Annotated in this window: 14 protein-coding genes and 1 riboswitch; of the genes, 11 read left to right on the top strand and 3 right to left on the bottom strand. The window is 40.0% G+C overall.

The window, feature by feature from the left end; translation table 11 throughout:
- Nucleotides 1–2 precede the first annotated feature (2 nt).
- The 3 genes from OD757_RS12110 to OD757_RS12100 all read left to right on the top strand — a co-directional run bounded on the left by OD757_RS12110 (nucleotide 3) and on the right by OD757_RS12100 (nucleotide 3,218).
- Nucleotides 3–1,988, top strand: a complete 1,986-nt coding sequence (locus OD757_RS12110) for a 2-oxo acid dehydrogenase subunit E2 (RefSeq protein ID WP_263032029.1) — start codon at nucleotides 3–5, stop codon at nucleotides 1,986–1,988.
- 146 nt (nucleotides 1,989–2,134) lie between these two features.
- On the top strand, nucleotides 2,135–2,413 hold the full coding sequence (locus OD757_RS12105; protein ID WP_263032028.1) for a hypothetical protein: 279 nt from the start codon (nucleotides 2,135–2,137) through the stop codon (nucleotides 2,411–2,413).
- 28 nt (nucleotides 2,414–2,441) lie between these two features.
- A riboswitch (yybP-ykoY riboswitch) is annotated at nucleotides 2,442–2,627 on the top strand.
- 15 nt (nucleotides 2,628–2,642) lie between these two features.
- Nucleotides 2,643–3,218 (top strand): TMEM165/GDT1 family protein, encoded by a 576-nt coding sequence (locus OD757_RS12100; RefSeq protein WP_003654075.1) that lies wholly within the window; start codon nucleotides 2,643–2,645, stop codon nucleotides 3,216–3,218.
- A 61-nt stretch (nucleotides 3,219–3,279) separates the two neighbouring features.
- Here the strand turns inward: OD757_RS12100 and OD757_RS12095 are convergent, their stop codons facing one another.
- A complete protein-coding gene (locus OD757_RS12095) occupies nucleotides 3,280–5,436 on the bottom strand; it encodes a TonB-dependent siderophore receptor (protein ID WP_263032027.1) in 2,157 nt (718 codons plus the stop codon).
- 228 nt (nucleotides 5,437–5,664) lie between these two features.
- On the opposite strand from OD757_RS12095, the gene OD757_RS12090 reads away from it, so the two are divergent.
- The 5 genes from OD757_RS12090 (at nucleotide 5,665) to recJ (ending at nucleotide 11,977) form a co-directional block, all read left to right on the top strand.
- A complete protein-coding gene (locus OD757_RS12090; protein ID WP_263032026.1) occupies nucleotides 5,665–6,462 on the top strand; it encodes an FprA family A-type flavoprotein in 798 nt (265 codons plus the stop codon).
- Between the two features lie 193 nt (nucleotides 6,463–6,655).
- Nucleotides 6,656–8,122, top strand: a complete 1,467-nt coding sequence (gene guaB / locus OD757_RS12085; RefSeq protein ID WP_003654069.1) for an IMP dehydrogenase — start codon at nucleotides 6,656–6,658, stop codon at nucleotides 8,120–8,122.
- A gap of 149 nt (nucleotides 8,123–8,271) precedes the next feature.
- A complete protein-coding gene (gene glmM, locus OD757_RS12080; protein WP_263032025.1) occupies nucleotides 8,272–9,609 on the top strand; it encodes a phosphoglucosamine mutase in 1,338 nt (445 codons plus the stop codon).
- A 10-nt stretch (nucleotides 9,610–9,619) separates the two neighbouring features.
- The gene (gene pdxH / locus OD757_RS12075) at nucleotides 9,620–10,276 is read left to right on the top strand and encodes a pyridoxamine 5'-phosphate oxidase (protein ID WP_263032024.1); all 657 of its coding nucleotides are present in this window, start codon (nucleotides 9,620–9,622) and stop codon (nucleotides 10,274–10,276) included.
- Nucleotides 10,277–11,977 carry a single-stranded-DNA-specific exonuclease RecJ gene (recJ, locus tag OD757_RS12070; RefSeq protein ID WP_263032023.1) on the top strand — a complete coding sequence of 567 codons (1,701 nt, stop codon included), beginning with the start codon at nucleotides 10,277–10,279 and terminating at the stop codon, nucleotides 11,975–11,977.
- Nucleotides 11,978–12,026: 49 nt separating this feature from the next.
- On the opposite strand, the gene OD757_RS12065 is transcribed toward recJ, so the two are convergent.
- Nucleotides 12,027–12,794: a putative porin gene (locus tag OD757_RS12065; protein WP_004790036.1), complete on the bottom strand. Its 768-nt coding sequence runs from the start codon at nucleotides 12,792–12,794 to the stop codon at nucleotides 12,027–12,029.
- Nucleotides 12,795–13,129: 335 nt separating this feature from the next.
- A complete protein-coding gene (locus OD757_RS12060) occupies nucleotides 13,130–13,987 on the bottom strand; it encodes a putative porin (RefSeq protein WP_263032022.1) in 858 nt (285 codons plus the stop codon).
- Between the two features lie 207 nt (nucleotides 13,988–14,194).
- Between OD757_RS12060 and prfB the strand changes: the two genes are divergently transcribed.
- The 3 genes from prfB (at nucleotide 14,195) to OD757_RS12045 (ending at nucleotide 16,900) form a co-directional block, all read left to right on the top strand.
- Nucleotides 14,195–15,290 (top strand): peptide chain release factor 2 gene (prfB, locus tag OD757_RS12055; protein ID WP_263032021.1). Its coding sequence is split into 2 segments (ribosomal slippage): nucleotides 14,195–14,266 and nucleotides 14,268–15,290, totalling 1,095 coding nucleotides; the frame shifts between segments, so codons are not numbered across the junction.
- A 221-nt stretch (nucleotides 15,291–15,511) separates the two neighbouring features.
- Nucleotides 15,512–15,814, top strand: a complete 303-nt coding sequence (locus OD757_RS12050) for an ArsR/SmtB family transcription factor (RefSeq protein WP_002121891.1) — start codon at nucleotides 15,512–15,514, stop codon at nucleotides 15,812–15,814.
- Nucleotides 15,815–15,841: 27 nt separating this feature from the next.
- Nucleotides 15,842–16,900 carry an alkene reductase gene (locus tag OD757_RS12045; protein ID WP_263032020.1) on the top strand — a complete coding sequence of 353 codons (1,059 nt, stop codon included), beginning with the start codon at nucleotides 15,842–15,844 and terminating at the stop codon, nucleotides 16,898–16,900.
- The last annotated feature ends 39 nt before the right edge of the window (nucleotides 16,901–16,939 follow it).

Genomic DNA, 16,939 nt, shown 5'->3' with positions numbered 1-16,939 from the left:
GCATGCAAATTAAAACCCCTGATATTGGCGTAGATAAAGCAGTTGTTGCTGAAATTTTGGTAAAAGTTGGTGACAGCATTGCTGAAAATGACAGCCTTGTTTTGCTTGAGTCAGATAAAGCCTCTGTTGAAGTGCCTAGCACTTCAGCAGGTGTCGTAAAAAGCATCTTAATCAAAGAAGGCGATAGCGTAACTGAAGGTACGGTATTGTTTGAACTTGAAGCTGAAGGTGCTGCACCTGTAGCTCAAGCAGAAGAAGTTGAAAAACCTGCCCCAGTAGCTGAACAAACAGCAGCGCCGGCAGCGGTACAACATGCTTCAACTACTGCACAACCAGCAGCGGCAACCACTAGCCAAGTGGTGGAAGTCCAAGTTCCTGATATTGGTGTTGAAAAAGCACTAGTTGGTGAAATTTTAGTAAAAGTTGGTGAGCAAATCGATGTTGAGCAAAGCATCGTTGTTGTGGAATCTGACAAAGCAACTGTAGAAGTACCAAGCAGTGTTGCGGGTACTGTAGAAAGCATTCAAGTGAAAGAAGGCGATACAGTTAAAGAAGGTGTTGTGCTCATTAAAGTGAAAACAACGTCTGCATCAAGTACACCGGCTGAATCTGTTCCTACAACAGCAGCTCCGGCGGCGGCACCTGCACCAGCTCAGCAAGAAACTGTAGCTGCGGCTGCTACTCAATCTGGACCAGTTGACATTAACGTTCCTGATTTGGGTGTAGATAAAGCAGTTGTTGCTGAAATTTTGGTACAAGTTGGCGATAAAGTTGACGTAGACCAAAGCCTTGTTGTGGTTGAGTCAGATAAAGCGACTGTTGAAGTTCCAAGTACTGTTGCAGGCGTTGTGAAAGCGATTCACTTGCAAGCAGGTCAACAGGTTTCACAAGGTGTTTTGCTTGCAACAATTGAAGCTGAAGGCCAAGCACCTGCTGCTGCACCAGCGGCAAAAGCAGAAGCAGCTCCAGCTCCACAGGCAGCAGCGCCTAAAGCGGCAACTCCTGCTCCGACTCAGGCTGTATCTGCTCCAGCCTCTTCTGGTAATGATAAATTAACCAAAGAACAAGAAGCTGAAAACGCTAAAGTTTATGCAGGCCCTGCTGTGCGTAAGCTTGCTCGTGAGCTTGGTGTAGTTTTATCACAAGTTAAAACTTCTGGTGAACATGGTCGTGTTATTAAAGAAGATATCTTTGCATATGTGAAGACTCGTTTAACTGCACCGCAAGCAGCGCCTGTTGCTCAAGCTGCTGCAGCACCAGCTGGATTACCATCATTACCTGACTTTACTGCTTTTGGTGGCGGTGAAGTGAAGCCAATGACTCGTTTACAGCAAGTATCTGTGCCACAGTTGTCTCTAAACAACTATATCCCACAGGTCACCCAGTTTGACCTTGCTGATATCACTGAGCTAGAAGCTTGGCGTGGTGAGTTAAAAGACGGCTTTAAGAAACAAGGTATTAGCCTAACAATCTTAGCATTCATTGCAAAAGCGTTAGCGCACTTGTTGAAAGAAGAGCCTTATTTCGCTGGTCACTTGGCAGATGATCAAAAGTCTGTATTGCTTCGTAATGAAATTCATATGGGTATTGCGGTTGCAACACCGGATGGTTTGACAGTACCAGTACTACGTAATCCTGACCAAAAATCAATTAAGCAAATTGCTATTGAGTTAGGTGAGCTTAGTAAGAAAGCGCGTGATAAGAAATTAACACCGAAAGACTTACAAGGCGCGAACTTCACAATCACAAGTTTAGGTTCGATTGGTGGTACATCATTTACACCGCTAGTAAACTGGCCACAGGTTGCAATTTTAGGTATTTCACCTGCAACGATGCAGCCTGTGTGGAACGGTAAAGACTTTGACCCACGATTAATGTTGCCGTTGTCATTGTCTTATGACCACCGTGTAATTAATGGTGCAGATGCCGCTCGATTTACCAATAAACTTACGAAACTTCTTAAAGATATTCGTACTTTATTAATCTAATATTTTGAAATGAATCATTAAAACCTCGCTTCGGCGGGGTTTTATTTTGATATTTAATTTAATGGGTTTTAGGTTAATCTAAAGATTAAGAGGGAGTGATCGAGAGAGGAGAAATTTCTCGTTATTAAGCAAAGGAGAAATAATAAATGATGGGTTTTTTTAAAATCATGTTGCCGATTCTGTTGGTTGTATTTTTATTGATGGGATTATGGGTCAGTTTTTTGCACTTTCCTTGGGAGTGGATGACATACGTTGCAATCGGTTTGGAAGTATTTGTGGCAACGCTTATTTTGCCATTTGAATTTCAATCACAGCATATAGCTGGCATGAACAATTTTGGGTTTATTAACTTAAGTATCTGTTTAGCTTTACTATTAGGCTTGGGGCGGTTGTTAGTATGGGCATGGATAAAATTTTTTGTTTGAAAAATAGAACTGCTCGAATATAATAAGCACATACTTCATTGGGGAGTAGCCGCTATTCATTTCTGAATGAATAGGTGATGATCAACATAATTGTTCAACAGAACATGGTCATCATAGCTTAAACGTCTCATCGTTTCCGAGTTGGCAAGACCTTTGATTTACCACTCTGCAGATATTTGGCTAGCAGGAGGGGTAGGTCATGGGCATTTATGCTAGCCAGAGAAACGACATGCAAGAATTTCTAATTTCTACTTCGATCGTTGCCCTAGCTGAAATGGGCGATAAAACTCAATTGTTGGCCCTTTTACTGTCTGCACGTTTCCGTAAGCCAATCCCTATTCTCATTGCGATTCTTTTAGCAACTTTAATTAACCATGGTATCTCTGCTGTGCTGGGGCAGTGGATTACAACCGTCTTGAGTCCCGAAATTTTAGTTTGGGTACTTGCGGGTGGATTTATTGGTATGGCGTTCTGGATGCTTATTCCAGATAAGCTAGATGATGAAACAGATAGCATTAACAGATGGCAAAAATTTGGTGTTTTTGGTGCAACCTTTATCCTGTTTTTCTTAGCAGAAATTGGTGATAAAACTCAAATTGCGACAGTTGCTTTAGCTGCACGTTATGACAGCATTTTCTGGGTAATGCTAGGTACAACATTAGGTATGATGATTGCCAATGCACCCGCTGTATTTATTGGTAATAAATTAGCTGAACGTTTATCTATCTCACTCATTCATAAAATTGGTGCTGCTATTTTCTTAATTGTAGGTGTCTCTACTTTAGTACAGCATTACTTCTTCTAAAGCATTTAAAGCTGCCCAAAAAAAACGCACTCGAATTGAGTGCGTTTTTTTGTAAGTCATTTTAGTAGTTAAATTTCACTGTAAAATTAATTTGGCGTGGGTTACCGAGTGTCACTAAATTCTCATTCAGTGCACCTGCATAATAATCCTTATCAAATAAATTACGGATCGCAAGTTGTGCGCCCCAATGTCCAGCGTCATAGCCGGCCTCAGTATCAAAGACTGTATAGCCTGGAACGTGAACATCTAAGCCATCGACAGTTTTATAGGTTTCACCACGGAATCCACCGCCTACATACCAACCAAGTTTTGATGCTGGGTCAAATTTATAGCGCGCTGACAAGCTATAAGCATGCTCAGGAATATTATCGAGTGCTTTTCCTACATTACTAGAATTTGCATCTTTACTAATTTCAGCATCAATGGTGTAAGTATATGCAGCTGTTAATTTTAAGCCCTCTAAAATTTCTGCGCTGAGTTCAGTTTCAATACCACGAGTTAACTGTTCACCACGTTGTATTTTATACCCACTATTCGCAGTATCGGTGACTAAAACATTTTGGCGTTTTAAATCATACCAAGCGATCGCACCTTGAATACGTTGATCAGGGCTTTGTAATTTCATTCCGACTTCAACCTGTTTTCCTTCTTCAGGTTTGAACGGATTGTTATTTACATCAGTACCACTGTTAGGAGTAAATGAAGTGGCATAGCTGACATAAGGGGCAACAATGTCATTAAGGGTGTACATGACAGAGGCGCTACCTGTAAATGCATTGTCTGATTGTTTACTTGCACTACTTGTAACTAAGCTTGTGCTTTGGGTTTGTGCCCAGTCTTGACGTCCAGACAAGCTTAAAAGCCATTGGTCATTGAGTTGAATGCGGTCACGCAAATAGAGGCCCAAATATTTGAGACGATTAATATCCCGAACATTTTGTTTCAATGTCACGTTTTGACCATAAACGGGGTCATAGATATTTAAATTGCCAATATCGTATTTATCATTGGTGTAGTCACTTTTTTCTTGGAAGGCATCTACGCCAATATTAATGTCGTGCTGCATGCCATATAAATTAAACTGTTTGTTTAAACGGTTATCGATGGCGAAACTTAAGTTATCAATAATCTGGTGGCGGCTATTATTTTTACGACTAATAGTCGTGTAGTCGATTTCACCTTGTTTGTTTTTTGCCCAAAAGTTGCTACCTGTGCGAGCAAAGACAGCAGTACCATCCATTTCAGTTTTTTGGACGGCAAAATTTTGGTTAAAGTTCCAGCCATTATCAAAGGCATGTTTAAACGTATAACCCGTACGATAAACATCTGCCTCATATTTACCGAAGTTAGGATCGCCAATATATAAACTTCGGTCTATAGCGCCGTTAGGATTGTCTTTTAATGTACCAATGACAGGCAAGCCTTGCTGACGAATATATTCGCGATGCTGATAACTTGCGATTACAGAGAGGTCAGTGTTATCTCCTAAGTCAAAATTGTAAGAAGGGGAGATATAGTAATTTTTAAAATACACATAATCTGTCGAATCATCTTGGTCAGAGATACGGCCATTTAAACGAAAAGCACCTTTCTCACTATTATTAGGACTATAGTTTAAATCGAATGTACCTTCTTTTAGGTTATAGCTGCCATAAGTCATGCTAGCACGCGCAAAGTTTTCTGCTTCAGGTCGTTTAGTGACTAAATTTACCATGCCGCCTGGCGCAACCAAACCGAAATTAATAGAGGCCGGACCTTTTAAAACTTGGACTTGATCCATGCCAGATAGTTCAGTGGCAACATAAGTATTTTGACCTACTCTTAAACCATCTACATAAACTGAATCGGAAGATGTTTGTCCTCGAATAACGAAATCATCCCAACCACGACGACCAAGTTTTCCAGCTTCAACACCTGCAACGCCTTCAAGTGCCTCTGCAAGTGTCTTTGCTTGTTTCTGGTCGAGCTGTTCACGCGTCACTACTGAAACCGATTGAGCCGTTTTAAATAAGGGCGCATCTGATTTTAAGGCAGAGGTTGCTTTAGTTGCGACATACGTAGAGCTGGGTTCTTTTTGCGCCTGAATAGAAATTGTGGGTAGCACACTAGTCGAATTTTTTTGTTCTGCTGTTTCATCAGCATGACTTGCTGTCATTAAGCTAAAAATAGCAATTGCTAATAATGTTTTGGAACTTGAAAAATAAGGGGCTTGGTTCATGGGAGGCCTAGGCAGCGCAAAAGACAAAACTGATAATGAGAATTATTTTAATTTATTGTGTCTTAATTTTAAATAACATTATGATTCATTTATAAAATAAGAAAAGCGAAAGCTATTTTAGAATATTATGAGAAAAATAAAGCAATTCATTGCAAGAGTTATCGAATCCCTTTATTTTAGTATGGATATAAAAAATATCTAATATTTAAAGTTTTTTTGGGGAATTGTATGGGGTTTGAAAAAACAACATCGCAGATATTATTTGATAATGGCGTACATAAATGTATTAGTTTTACCAGTTTGGTCAAAGGGGAAGGTATCCAAGCCAATCAATTTTTAATTATTGATCATGAGCATGCTGCTGTAATTGATCCTGGTGGCGATTTGACCTATGTCCCACTGACTATGGAACTCAATAAATATACACGCTTAAAAAATCTGGACTATGTGATGGCTTCTCATCAGGATCCGGACATTATTACCTCAATGCCGCGCTGGTTAGTCTATACCGACGCTAAAGTGGTAGCCTCAAAATTGTGGGCACGATTTTTACCTCACTTAAATTCATCATTCATGAGTGAGCGCATGAAAGGGAATTGGGAAGATCGCCTAATTGAATTACCTGATCAGGGCCAAGTGATTCAGTTGGGTGAGTCAAAGCTTGTGGTGGTTCCTGCGCATTTTCTACATTCGGTAGGTAATTTTCAGTTTTATGATCCAGTGGCCAAAATTTTATTTTCTGGCGATATGGGAGCCTCGATTGTTGAAGATGCAAGCGAACCTTTAATAGATTTTGATACGCATGTTCTGAAAATGAAAGCTTTTCACCAGCGCTATATGTGTTCCAATAAGGTCATCCGTTTATGGGTTAAAATGGTTCGCCAGATGGATATTGAAATGATTGTTCCACAGCATGGCAGCCCATTTATGGGTAAAGAAATGATTAATCAGTTTTTGGACTGGATTGAAACTTTAGCGTGTGGTGTCGACTTTATGTCAGAACAGGTTTTTAGTTGTCCTGCTTAAATATGATGTCTAATGATCAACCCAGATAAAACTCTGGGTTATAAAATATGAGTTAAAAAATAACGTTAAGACGATAATAAGTGGGAATAATTTAGAGCGGCTCTACATCTATTGCTGAAAAAGGCAAAGATAATATGAAAATTGCATTGAAATTTGTTTATAATAGCTCACGGAATTTACCAGTGAGATTGTTATGCTGACCATCGTTCAAGAAGCGCTAACCTTCGATGATGTCTTATTACTTCCTGCCTACTCTACTGTTCTCCCAAAAGATGTCTCTTTAAAGACACGTTTAACTCGCGGCATTCATTTAAATATCCCATTAGTTTCAGCAGCAATGGATACAGTGACTGAGTCACGTATGGCGATTGCAATGTCACAAAATGGTGGTATCGGGATTTTGCACAAAAACATGGATATTGCTGCTCAAGCTGCAGAAGTACGCCGTGTAAAGAAATTCGAAGCGGGTATGGTGAAAGACCCTATCACTGTAACGCCTGAAACTACAGTACGTGAACTGATTGCAATTACCACTGCTAATAACATTAGCGGTGTACCTGTTGTTAAAGACGGCAAGGTTGTTGGTATTGTGACAGGCCGTGATACGCGTTTTGAAACTAATTTAGAACAACCTGTTAGCAACATCATGACAGGTCAAGATCGTTTAGTCACTGTACGTGAAGGCGAGTCTAAAGAAAATATTCAAGCATTATTGCAAAAACACCGTATTGAAAAAGTCTTGGTCGTTGGCGAGAGCAACGAACTTAAAGGTCTCATTACAGTGACTGACTTCCGCAAAGCTGAAAGCTATCCAAACAGTTGTAAAGATGATCTTGGTCGTTTACGTGTTGGTGCTGCGGTAGGTACAGGTGCTGATACACCAAGTCGTGTAGAAGCATTGGTTGAAGCGGGTGTTGACGTAATTGTTGTTGATACAGCACACGGTCACTCAGCTGGTGTAATTGAACGTGTACGTTGGGTGAAACAAAACTTCCCTCAAGTACAAGTGATTGGTGGAAACATCGCAACTGGTGATGCTGCATTAGCATTATTAGATGCAGGTGCAGATGCTGTAAAAGTAGGTATTGGTCCTGGTTCTATCTGTACGACACGTATTGTGGCAGGTATTGGTATGCCACAAATTTCTGCAATTGACAGCGTTGCTAACGCACTAAAAGATCAAATTCCTTTAATTGCTGATGGCGGTATCCGCTTCTCTGGCGATATGGCAAAAGCGATCGGTGCGGGCGCAAGTACGATCATGGTTGGTTCATTACTTGCGGGTACGGAAGAAGCGCCTGGCGAAGTTGAGTTTTTCCAAGGCCGTTACTACAAAGCATATCGTGGTATGGGTTCATTGGGTGCAATGGCGGGAGCAACAGGTTCTGCTGACCGTTATTTCCAAGACTCAAAAGCGGGTGCTGAAAAGTTAGTACCAGAAGGAATCGAAGGTCGTGTTCCATATAAAGGCCCAATGGGTAACATCGTCCATCAAATGATGGGTGGTTTACGTTCATCGATGGGTTATACCGGCTCATCTGTGATTGAAGATCTTCGTCAAAATGCGAAATTTGTGAAAATTACTTCAGCGGGTATGTCTGAATCACATGTTCATGATGTAACGATCACTAAAGAAGCTCCAAACTATCGTGTTGGTTAGAATTTGGTAACCAAGACAATGAAGAAAGCCGTCATTACACTGACGGCTTTTTGTTTTTGGTGTAAAGTAAATCTGACGAAAAGAAATATGGCGGAATTGCCATATATGAAGTAAGCCACGGCTGAAGTGGCGTAAGAATGAGATAAGCTATGAGTTATTTTGGAACGGATGGTATTCGTGGAAAATTTGGGCAAATGCCTATTACTCCAGAGTTTGCTTTAAAACTCGGTTTTGCTGCAGGGAAGGTATTAAAACGAACGAGTCCGAAAAATAAACCGCTCGTTGTATTAGGAAAAGACACACGTTTATCTGGTTACATTTTAGAATCTGCTTTGCAGGCAGGCTTAAACGCTGCCGGTGTATATGTTCATTTACTTGGTCCATTACCAACACCAGCAATTGCACACCTTACTCGTGCTTTGCATGCACATGCAGGTATTGTTATCTCTGCTTCGCATAATCCATATTATGATAATGGTATTAAATTCTTCTCAAGTGAAGGCAAAAAATTACCTGATTCATTACAAGAAGAAATTAACCGCGAATTAGAAAAAGACTTATTTATTGAGGACACTGCAAACTTAGGTAAAAGTGTTCGTGTAAATGATGCAAACGGTCGCTATATCGAATTTTGTAAATCTACTTTCCCTTACCACTTCGATTTAAATAATTTAAAGATTGTATTGGATTGTGCTCATGGGGCGGCGTATAGCGTTGGTCCTTCGGTTTTCCGTGAGTTAGGTGCAAAGGTTGTTGCTTTATATAATGAACCAGATGGCTTAAATATTAATGAAAGCTGTGGTTCAACACATCCTGAACAATTACAAAAAGCAGTAGTTGAACACCAAGCAGATTTAGGGATTGCCTTTGATGGCGATGCTGACCGAGTTGTGATGGTCGATAAGTTTGGCAACTTAATTGATGGTGACCATATCTTATATATTTTGGCGACTCAGGCGCAAAATAAGCCAGCGGGTATTGTTGGTACGGTCATGAGTAATATGGCACTTGAAGTTGCACTTGAAAAAGCAAACGTTAACTTTGTTCGTGCAAAAGTTGGTGACCGCTATGTATTACAAGCTTTAGAAGAAAATGGTTGGGTAATAGGTGGCGAACCTTCTGGTCATATTCTAACTTTAGACAAGAGTACGACTGGCGATGCCATTATCGCCGCACTTCAAGTTTTAACTGTGATGGTCGAGCAAAATAAGGCCCTTCATGAATTGGTTCAAGACTTTAAATTATTCCCACAAGTCCTTTTAAATGTACGTTTAGAACAAATGCTTGATCCATATTCTATTCCTGCATTGGTTGCTGAATTTGATAAAGCAGAAGCTCAGCTTAAAGGTCGTGGACGTATCTTGATCCGTAAATCAGGAACAGAGCCTGTGATTCGTGTCATGGTTGAAGGTGACGATGAGCAAGAAGTAAATGCTTTAGCTCAGCATTTAGCAGATTCAGTTCGTTCACAAGCACAAGTCGCATAAGGTGCGTGACATGAGTGATGTCATTAAAGATTTAAGTGAATTACGCTTGAGCTATGAGCAAGGCGAGTTGCATGAGGGTCAGGTTGAATCTAACCCTCATCAGCAGTTTCTGGGTTGGTTTAACCATGCTCTAGCAGCTAATTTGCATGAACCCTATGCCATGTCATTAGCAACTGCGGGTACTAATGGTAGACCCCATGTACGAACAGTCTTATTACGTGGTGCTACAGAAGCTGGGTATGATTTTTATACGAATTATGACAGTCAGAAAGGTATAGATTTGGCAGAGAACCCTTATGCCGAACTGTTATTTTACTGGCCAAGTCTAGAACGTCAGGTGAGAGTTGGTGGTCGTGTAGTTAAAATTGCTGAGCAAGAATCTACAGACTATTATCTTAAACGACCACGTGATAGCCAGATTGCAGCGCATATCAGCACTCCACAAAGCGGTAAAATTGAAAGCCGAGAGCTATTACAGCAACGTTTTCAAGACTTACAGCAGCAAGTCGAAAGTCGTGAAGTGCTTGATAAGCCGGAGTTCTGGGGAGGTTATCGTCTACAACCGGATTATTATGAATTCTGGCAAGGGCGACCAAATCGTTTACATGACCGCTTGAGTTATGAAAAAATCGACGGTCAATGGATGTTGCACCGGCTGATGCCTTAAATGACAAAAATACAAATCAAACAAAGACCTTTATTGACACGCCCTGAACAGTTTCAGGGCGTGCCTCCGTTTATTGCCGAGATTTTGGCAAGACGTGGAGTACAATCGGAACAGGAACTAGAGCTAAAGCTTAAGAATTTACTTGCTCCTGAGCTTAAAGGTCTAGAAACCGCTGTAGCATTAATGGATCAAGCCATTGATGAGCAGAAAAAAATTGTTATTGTCGGTGACTATGATGCAGATGGCGCAACCAGCACAGCATTAATGGTATTAGTGCTTCGCGATATGGGAGCACAAGTCGACTATTTAGTTCCAGATCGGTTCAAGTATGGGTATGGGCTTACGCCTGCAATTGCAGAGCTTGCGCATCAAACTTATCATCCCGATTTATTAATTACCGTAGATAATGGAATTTCCAGCCATGCAGGCGTTGAAACTGCCCATGCCTTGGGGCTGAAAGTCATTATTACCGATCACCATTTAACGACTAAAGAAACACCTCCGGCAGAAGCGGTGGTTAACCCAAACCAGTTAGGCTGTGATTTTCCGAGTAAAGCACTTGCTGGTGTTGGTGTTGCATTTTATGTGCTGGCTAATTTGGCAAGTTTACGTAACAAGCAAGGCAAAAGCACAAGTAAAGTCACTCAATATCTAGATTTAGTAGCTTTGGGGACTTATGCAGATGTTGCTGTATTAGATTATAACAACCGCATTTTAGTAGATGCAGGTGTGAAGCGTATCCAGCAACATCAATGTCGAGTTGGAATATTGGCACTATTGGATATTGCGGGTCGAGAGGCCTCGTCTTTGCGTGCCCAAGATCTAGGTTTTGTTTTAGGTCCACGCATTAATGCTGCTGGGCGTATGGAAAGCATGCGAATCGGCATTGAGTGTTTATTAGCAGACTCTATGGAAGCGGCTTACCCGATTGCTCAACAATTAAATCAGTTAAATATAGAGCGGCGACAAATCGAAGGAGAGATGAAGCAACAAGCCTTATCTGCTTTAGATAGCCTGCAACTTTCAAAAGAAGATGTTCCTCCAGCTCTTGTGCTTTTTGAGGAAAATTGGCATCAAGGTGTGATTGGGATTGTAGCTGGGCGTTTAAAAGAACAGTTTCATCGACCAACAATAGTTTTTGCACCAGATGAAGATGGTGTTCATATTAAAGGGTCTGCCCGTTCAATTGATGGTGTGCATATTCGCGATATGATTGAACAGGTTGCCGAACAACATCCGGAATTGGTGAGCCATTTTGGTGGACATGCGGCAGCGGCTGGCTTAACGATACGTAAAGAAAACTTTGATGCTTTTAAAACTGTTTTTGTTGGCTGTGTTGCAGCCATGGACGAATCTCTGTTTCAAGCAACTCTATGGACGGATGGAGAATTACCAGCTTCTGCTTTGCAACTAGGCACATTGGACTGGATAGAGCAGCTTGGACCATGGGGTCAAAAATTCCCTTTCCCCCAGTTTGAAGGGCATTTTAAAGTTGTTGATTATCGTTGGCTTAAAGACACACATCTAAAACTTAGATTAGGTCTTGAGCAATATACTTTTGATGCGATTGCTTTTAATGCTGCGGGACGATTTGAATTTAATCCTATGCGAGATGAGGTACATCTGGTCTATGAGATTGATCGTAACGCATTTAATGGCAATGTAAATTTGCAATTGCGTATTGTGCATTTAACCCAATAAAAAAAATCCGCTCAATTGAGCGGATTTTTTTATGTGTTTTTAAGCGATATTAGAAGCGGTAGCCTGCACGAACACCATAAGTGTTATCGTTGTCACCGAATCCAATACGACCTTCAAGACTTACTTGTTGATTTAAGAATTTTTTAGCATTAATACCAAATTCATCTTTATCAGTTAAGTCGTTATTGTAGTAATCCACACCAAGACTTAAAGTTTTATCGATGTAGTAGTCACCACGAACTTTATATTCGTCTAGGTCACCAAACGCACCGAACGCTTCAAGGTTTACATCATGTTGACCTACTTGAGTTACGTATTTAGCACGAACTGTTGGATCAGCGCCGTCTTTACCGTCTTTTTCGTCGTAACCTTTAACACCTAAAGCAAGTAATAAACCTGGAGCTGGTAAATAACCTACTTCAGCTGCATAAGTAGTTACTTTACTATCAATATTAGTGTTATCAATTTCACGCTCATTACGGCCTACATCACCGCTAAGGTAGAAATCTGAGTTAGGAACGTAGTATTCAACGCCTACGCCATACTGAGTATCTTTTGTACCGCTGTTATCGCCATAGTTGATAAGTGCATTAACATTACTTGCACGGCTTAAAAATGCTGCTTCTGCAAGTGGAGCGTTACGAGTTTGAACAGGATTAAAGTAATAAGTCCCGTCAACACCGAATTTACTTACGCTGCTACCGTTGTCTGGATCAAGATAATTGTAAGAACCACCAACTTCAGCTTGGTAAGCGTTTGCTGCGCCACTTACTGCGAGTGCAGATAAAAGAGCTGATGCAATTGCTAGTTTTTTCATGGAATCTCTCCCCTCTAAAAAGCGATTTTATAAATGTTTTGTTACAACTTTTAGTCTAGAGGAAAATCGGGTAGCGTCAATCTTGTACAAGTAACCATACTGTAACTATGTGCTTTTTTTGTAAATATGTTTAACTTAAATATTTGATTTAAAAATATAAAAATAGAATGTTTTATTTTATTAAAATTGAGGAGATTTTGTGTAGATCATAAAAAATGCTGTAAAAGTACCCAATTTTGTATGAGGATGTTACTGGTTAAGCTTAAAGTGAACTGAAAAATGCCCAAGGAAGATTCCCTTGAGCATTCATATTTTTAATAATAAATACTTATGGATTAGAAGCGGAATGTTCCATTAATACCAAAAGAGTTAGCATCATCAACAGTTGTATAAGTTAAACCTACTGCTACTTGAGGTGTGAAGAATTTCTGTGCACGGACACTAAAAATTGCATCAGAATCTTCTGCTGTTGAATCTGCAAAAGATGCTCCAATACTTAAAGTAGGATCAAGATAAAGATCTGCGCCTAAACGATAAGTGGTTTCATCACCAATATAAGTTTGTCCTTCAAAATTAGTATAAAAACCTGAAATTTGAGTAACATACTTGGCACGTAAAGTTACGGCTGTGTCATCATCTTCACCAGTTACAGCTGTAGCATTTGTGATTGAAGTAATAAAGCCATATTTAGCGGCTTGTATTGGATCAAAACTTTCAGATAAATCTGTTACACCAGCGGCCAACAATAAGCCATCTGTTGGTAGGAAGCCGACCTCTACAGCATAGCCGTTACCACTATCATCAGCTGAACCGATATCGTCTACAGTAACTTCTCTTTTTGTACGGTTAAATGCTCCTGATAAATAGAGTGAGGTACTTGGAATAAAGTATTCACCTATAATGCCTACAGAATTAAATTCGAGTTTTCCAGAATCTTCATCATCGTCTAACTTGCTATATGCATAGCCTAGACCAATATTTGAAGATTTATTTAAAAAAGCAGCTTCAGCTAAAGGGAAAGTTTTTGCTTCTACTGGATTAAAATAATATTTTCCATTAATACCGAAGCTATTATTTTCTCCCCCATCCATATCTGTAAATTCATACATAGTACCTACTTCAGTTTGATAGGCATTTGCATTGAAAGCACAGGTAGCAGTAAGGATTGCGAATAAAATATTTGATTTTTTCATGAAAAAACTCTGAAGTAATATATGTTATAAAGTTATTAAGATTTAAGTTGTTAATTTTAATGTGTTTTTAATATATAAGTCAATTGTATTATATTTGTTTGTCATTTTTAAGTTAATAAAAATCAATAAGTTTTAGCGCTTTTGTTTGAGAATGACAAGCTATGCTAAAATAATTGACTGTTTATCTGCTTTTATGGGAACACTCGCGTGGAAATTAATCCTTATCTAAACCAATTGAAAGACTTAACTGATCGTAGCCAAACACTACGGGGGTATCTTTGACTACGATCTAAAAAAAGAGCGTTTAGAAGAAGTTTTACGTGAGTTAGAAGACCCTGCGATTTGGAATGATCAAAGCCGCGCTCAGGCAATGGCGAAAGAAAAGGGCGAGCTAGAAAACGTTATTAATGTATTGGATGGGTTGTCAACACAACTTGAAGATGCAAAAGCGATGTTAGATTTGGCTGTAGAAGCTGATGATGAAAGTTTGCTTGAAGATGTTCAGTCGGAACTTGGGGCTGCTGAAGAAGAATTAGCAAAACTTGAATTCCGTCGTATGTTTAGTAACCCGATGGACCCGAATCCTTGCTATGTAGAGATCCAATCAGGTTCAGGCGGTACTGAAGCACAAGATTGGGCGTCTATGCTATTACGTATGTATATGCGCTGGATTGAACGCCATGGCTTCAAAGCCGAGCTCATGGAAGTATCTGATGGCGACGTAGCGGGTATTAAATCAGCAACGATTCGTGTTGAAGGCGAATATGCCTACGGTTGGTTACGTACTGAATCAGGTGTACATCGTTTAGTTCGTAAATCACCATTTGACAGTGGTAACCGCCGTCATACTTCGTTCTCGGCAGTGTTTATTTCCCCAGAAGTTGATGACAATATTGAAATTGATATTAATCCTTCTGATGTTCGTACAGATACTTACCGTGCATCTGGGGCAGGTGGTCAGCATATTAACAAAACCGACTCGGCAGTACGTTTGACTCACATTCCAACAGGTATTGTGGTGGCATGTCAGAACCAACGTTCACAACATGCGAACCGTGACCATGCATGGAAACAATTGCGTGCACGTTTATATGAGTTGGAAATGCAAAAACGTAATGAAGCGGCTCAAGCCCTAGAAGACTCGAAGTCTGATATTGGTTGGGGAAGCCAAATTCGTTCATATGTATTAGATGATTCGCGTATTAAAGATTTACGTACAGGTGTTGAAAACTCTAATACGGGTGCTGTTCTTGATGGTGACCTTGATCGCTTTATCGAAGCGAGTTTAAAACAAGGTTTATAAGAGTCTGCTGAACTTTTAGTTTAAATACAGTTCATCTATGAATATGTAGAACTCTTGGATTTTTAGCGATTAAAACGGCAAAGCAGTTCAGCATTCGAATGTTAATCGAAAAAATGCGATATGAATATCGAAAAAAATAGATATGAATATCGAAAAAATGCGATATTATGTTTTCGAAATGTTGAACAAAGCTTTGTTCGTTTAAAAGACGTGTTGAGCCTATGGATATTGATGCAATTAGCAAAGCCCTTTCCAATCCGCTACGTCGGCAAATTTTGCAATGGTTAAAAGAACCTGCACATTATTTACCGGTGGAAGAGTGTGGTGGTAGTTTTGAGAAGGGTGTTTGTGCAGGTCATATTGAACGTTTGGGCAAAGTAGCACAGTCTACAATGTCGAATCATTTGTCTGTTTTACAACAGGCGGGGCTTATTCAGGTCCAAAAATATGGTCAATGGTCTTATTTTTCACGTAACGAAGCTTTGATTCAGCAATATATCGAACATTTAAAACAAACACTTTAACGATTTAAAGTGTAAGTCGAGGCGACTATGGCTGAACTCAATACTCCTTTAACGGTTGGTGATTTTGAAATCAAAAATCGATTGGTAATGGCTCCATTAACGCGTGCGCGTAGTGGTGAAAGCCGAGTACCGAATGATTTAATGGTTGAATATTATCAACAGCGTGCAAATGCTGGTCTTATTTTGACTGAAGCAACAGTGATTGGTTCAAAAACTGTGGGTTATGCAGAGACTCCAGGATTATGGTCACAAGAGCAAGCACAAGCTTGGAATAAAATTATTGAGGCAGTTCATGCTCAAGGTTCAAAAATTGTAGCTCAACTTTGGCATGTCGGCCGTATTTCACATCCCGATCTTTTGGATGGTGATATTCCTGTTGCGCCAAGTGCAATTCAACCTGCGGGTGAAGTGAGTTTATTACGTCCTAAACGTCCGTATGTAAAACCGCGCGCACTTTCATTAGAAGAGATTCAAGAAGTTGTTGCTCAATATAAACATTCAGCAGAACTAGCTAAAGTGGCGGGTTTTGATGGTGTTGAATTACATGCAGCAAATGGTTATTTAATTGACCAGTTCCTTCAAAGTAATACGAATCAACGTGATGATGAATACGGTGGTCCTGTTGAGAACCGTGCACGTTTATTATTAGAAGTGGTTGATGCATTTATTGAAGTATGGGGTGCTGGCCGAGTAGGTGTACATATTGCACCGCGTGGTGATTCGCACGATATGGGGGATGAAAACCCATTAGCAACTTTTGGTTATGTTATTGAACAGCTTAACCAGCGTAATGTTGCTTTCGTTTTCTCTCGTGAATATGAAGCTGCTGACAGCATTAGTCCAAAACTTCGCGAAAAATTTAATGGTGTATGGATTGCCAATGAAAACCTAACACCAGAATCAGCAAAACGTATCTTGCGTGATGGTGAAGCTGATGCAGTATCTTTTGGTAAAGCATATATTGCCAACCCAGATCTTTTACAGCGTTTAGAGCAAGACTTACCTTTAAATGAACTTCAACCAACCACTTTATATGCGAAAGGCGCGGAAGGTTATACAGACTATCCAACGCTAGAAGCTTCGTAAATTTTTTGAAATTAAGAATTACTGACCTATTTGATTTAT

The organism is Acinetobacter sp. AYS6, assembly GCF_025630795.1.
Lineage (GTDB): Bacteria > Pseudomonadota > Gammaproteobacteria > Pseudomonadales > Moraxellaceae > Acinetobacter.
The sequence above is the reverse complement of the archived record's forward strand: the minus strand, read 5'-3'. Positions and strand labels throughout refer to the sequence as shown.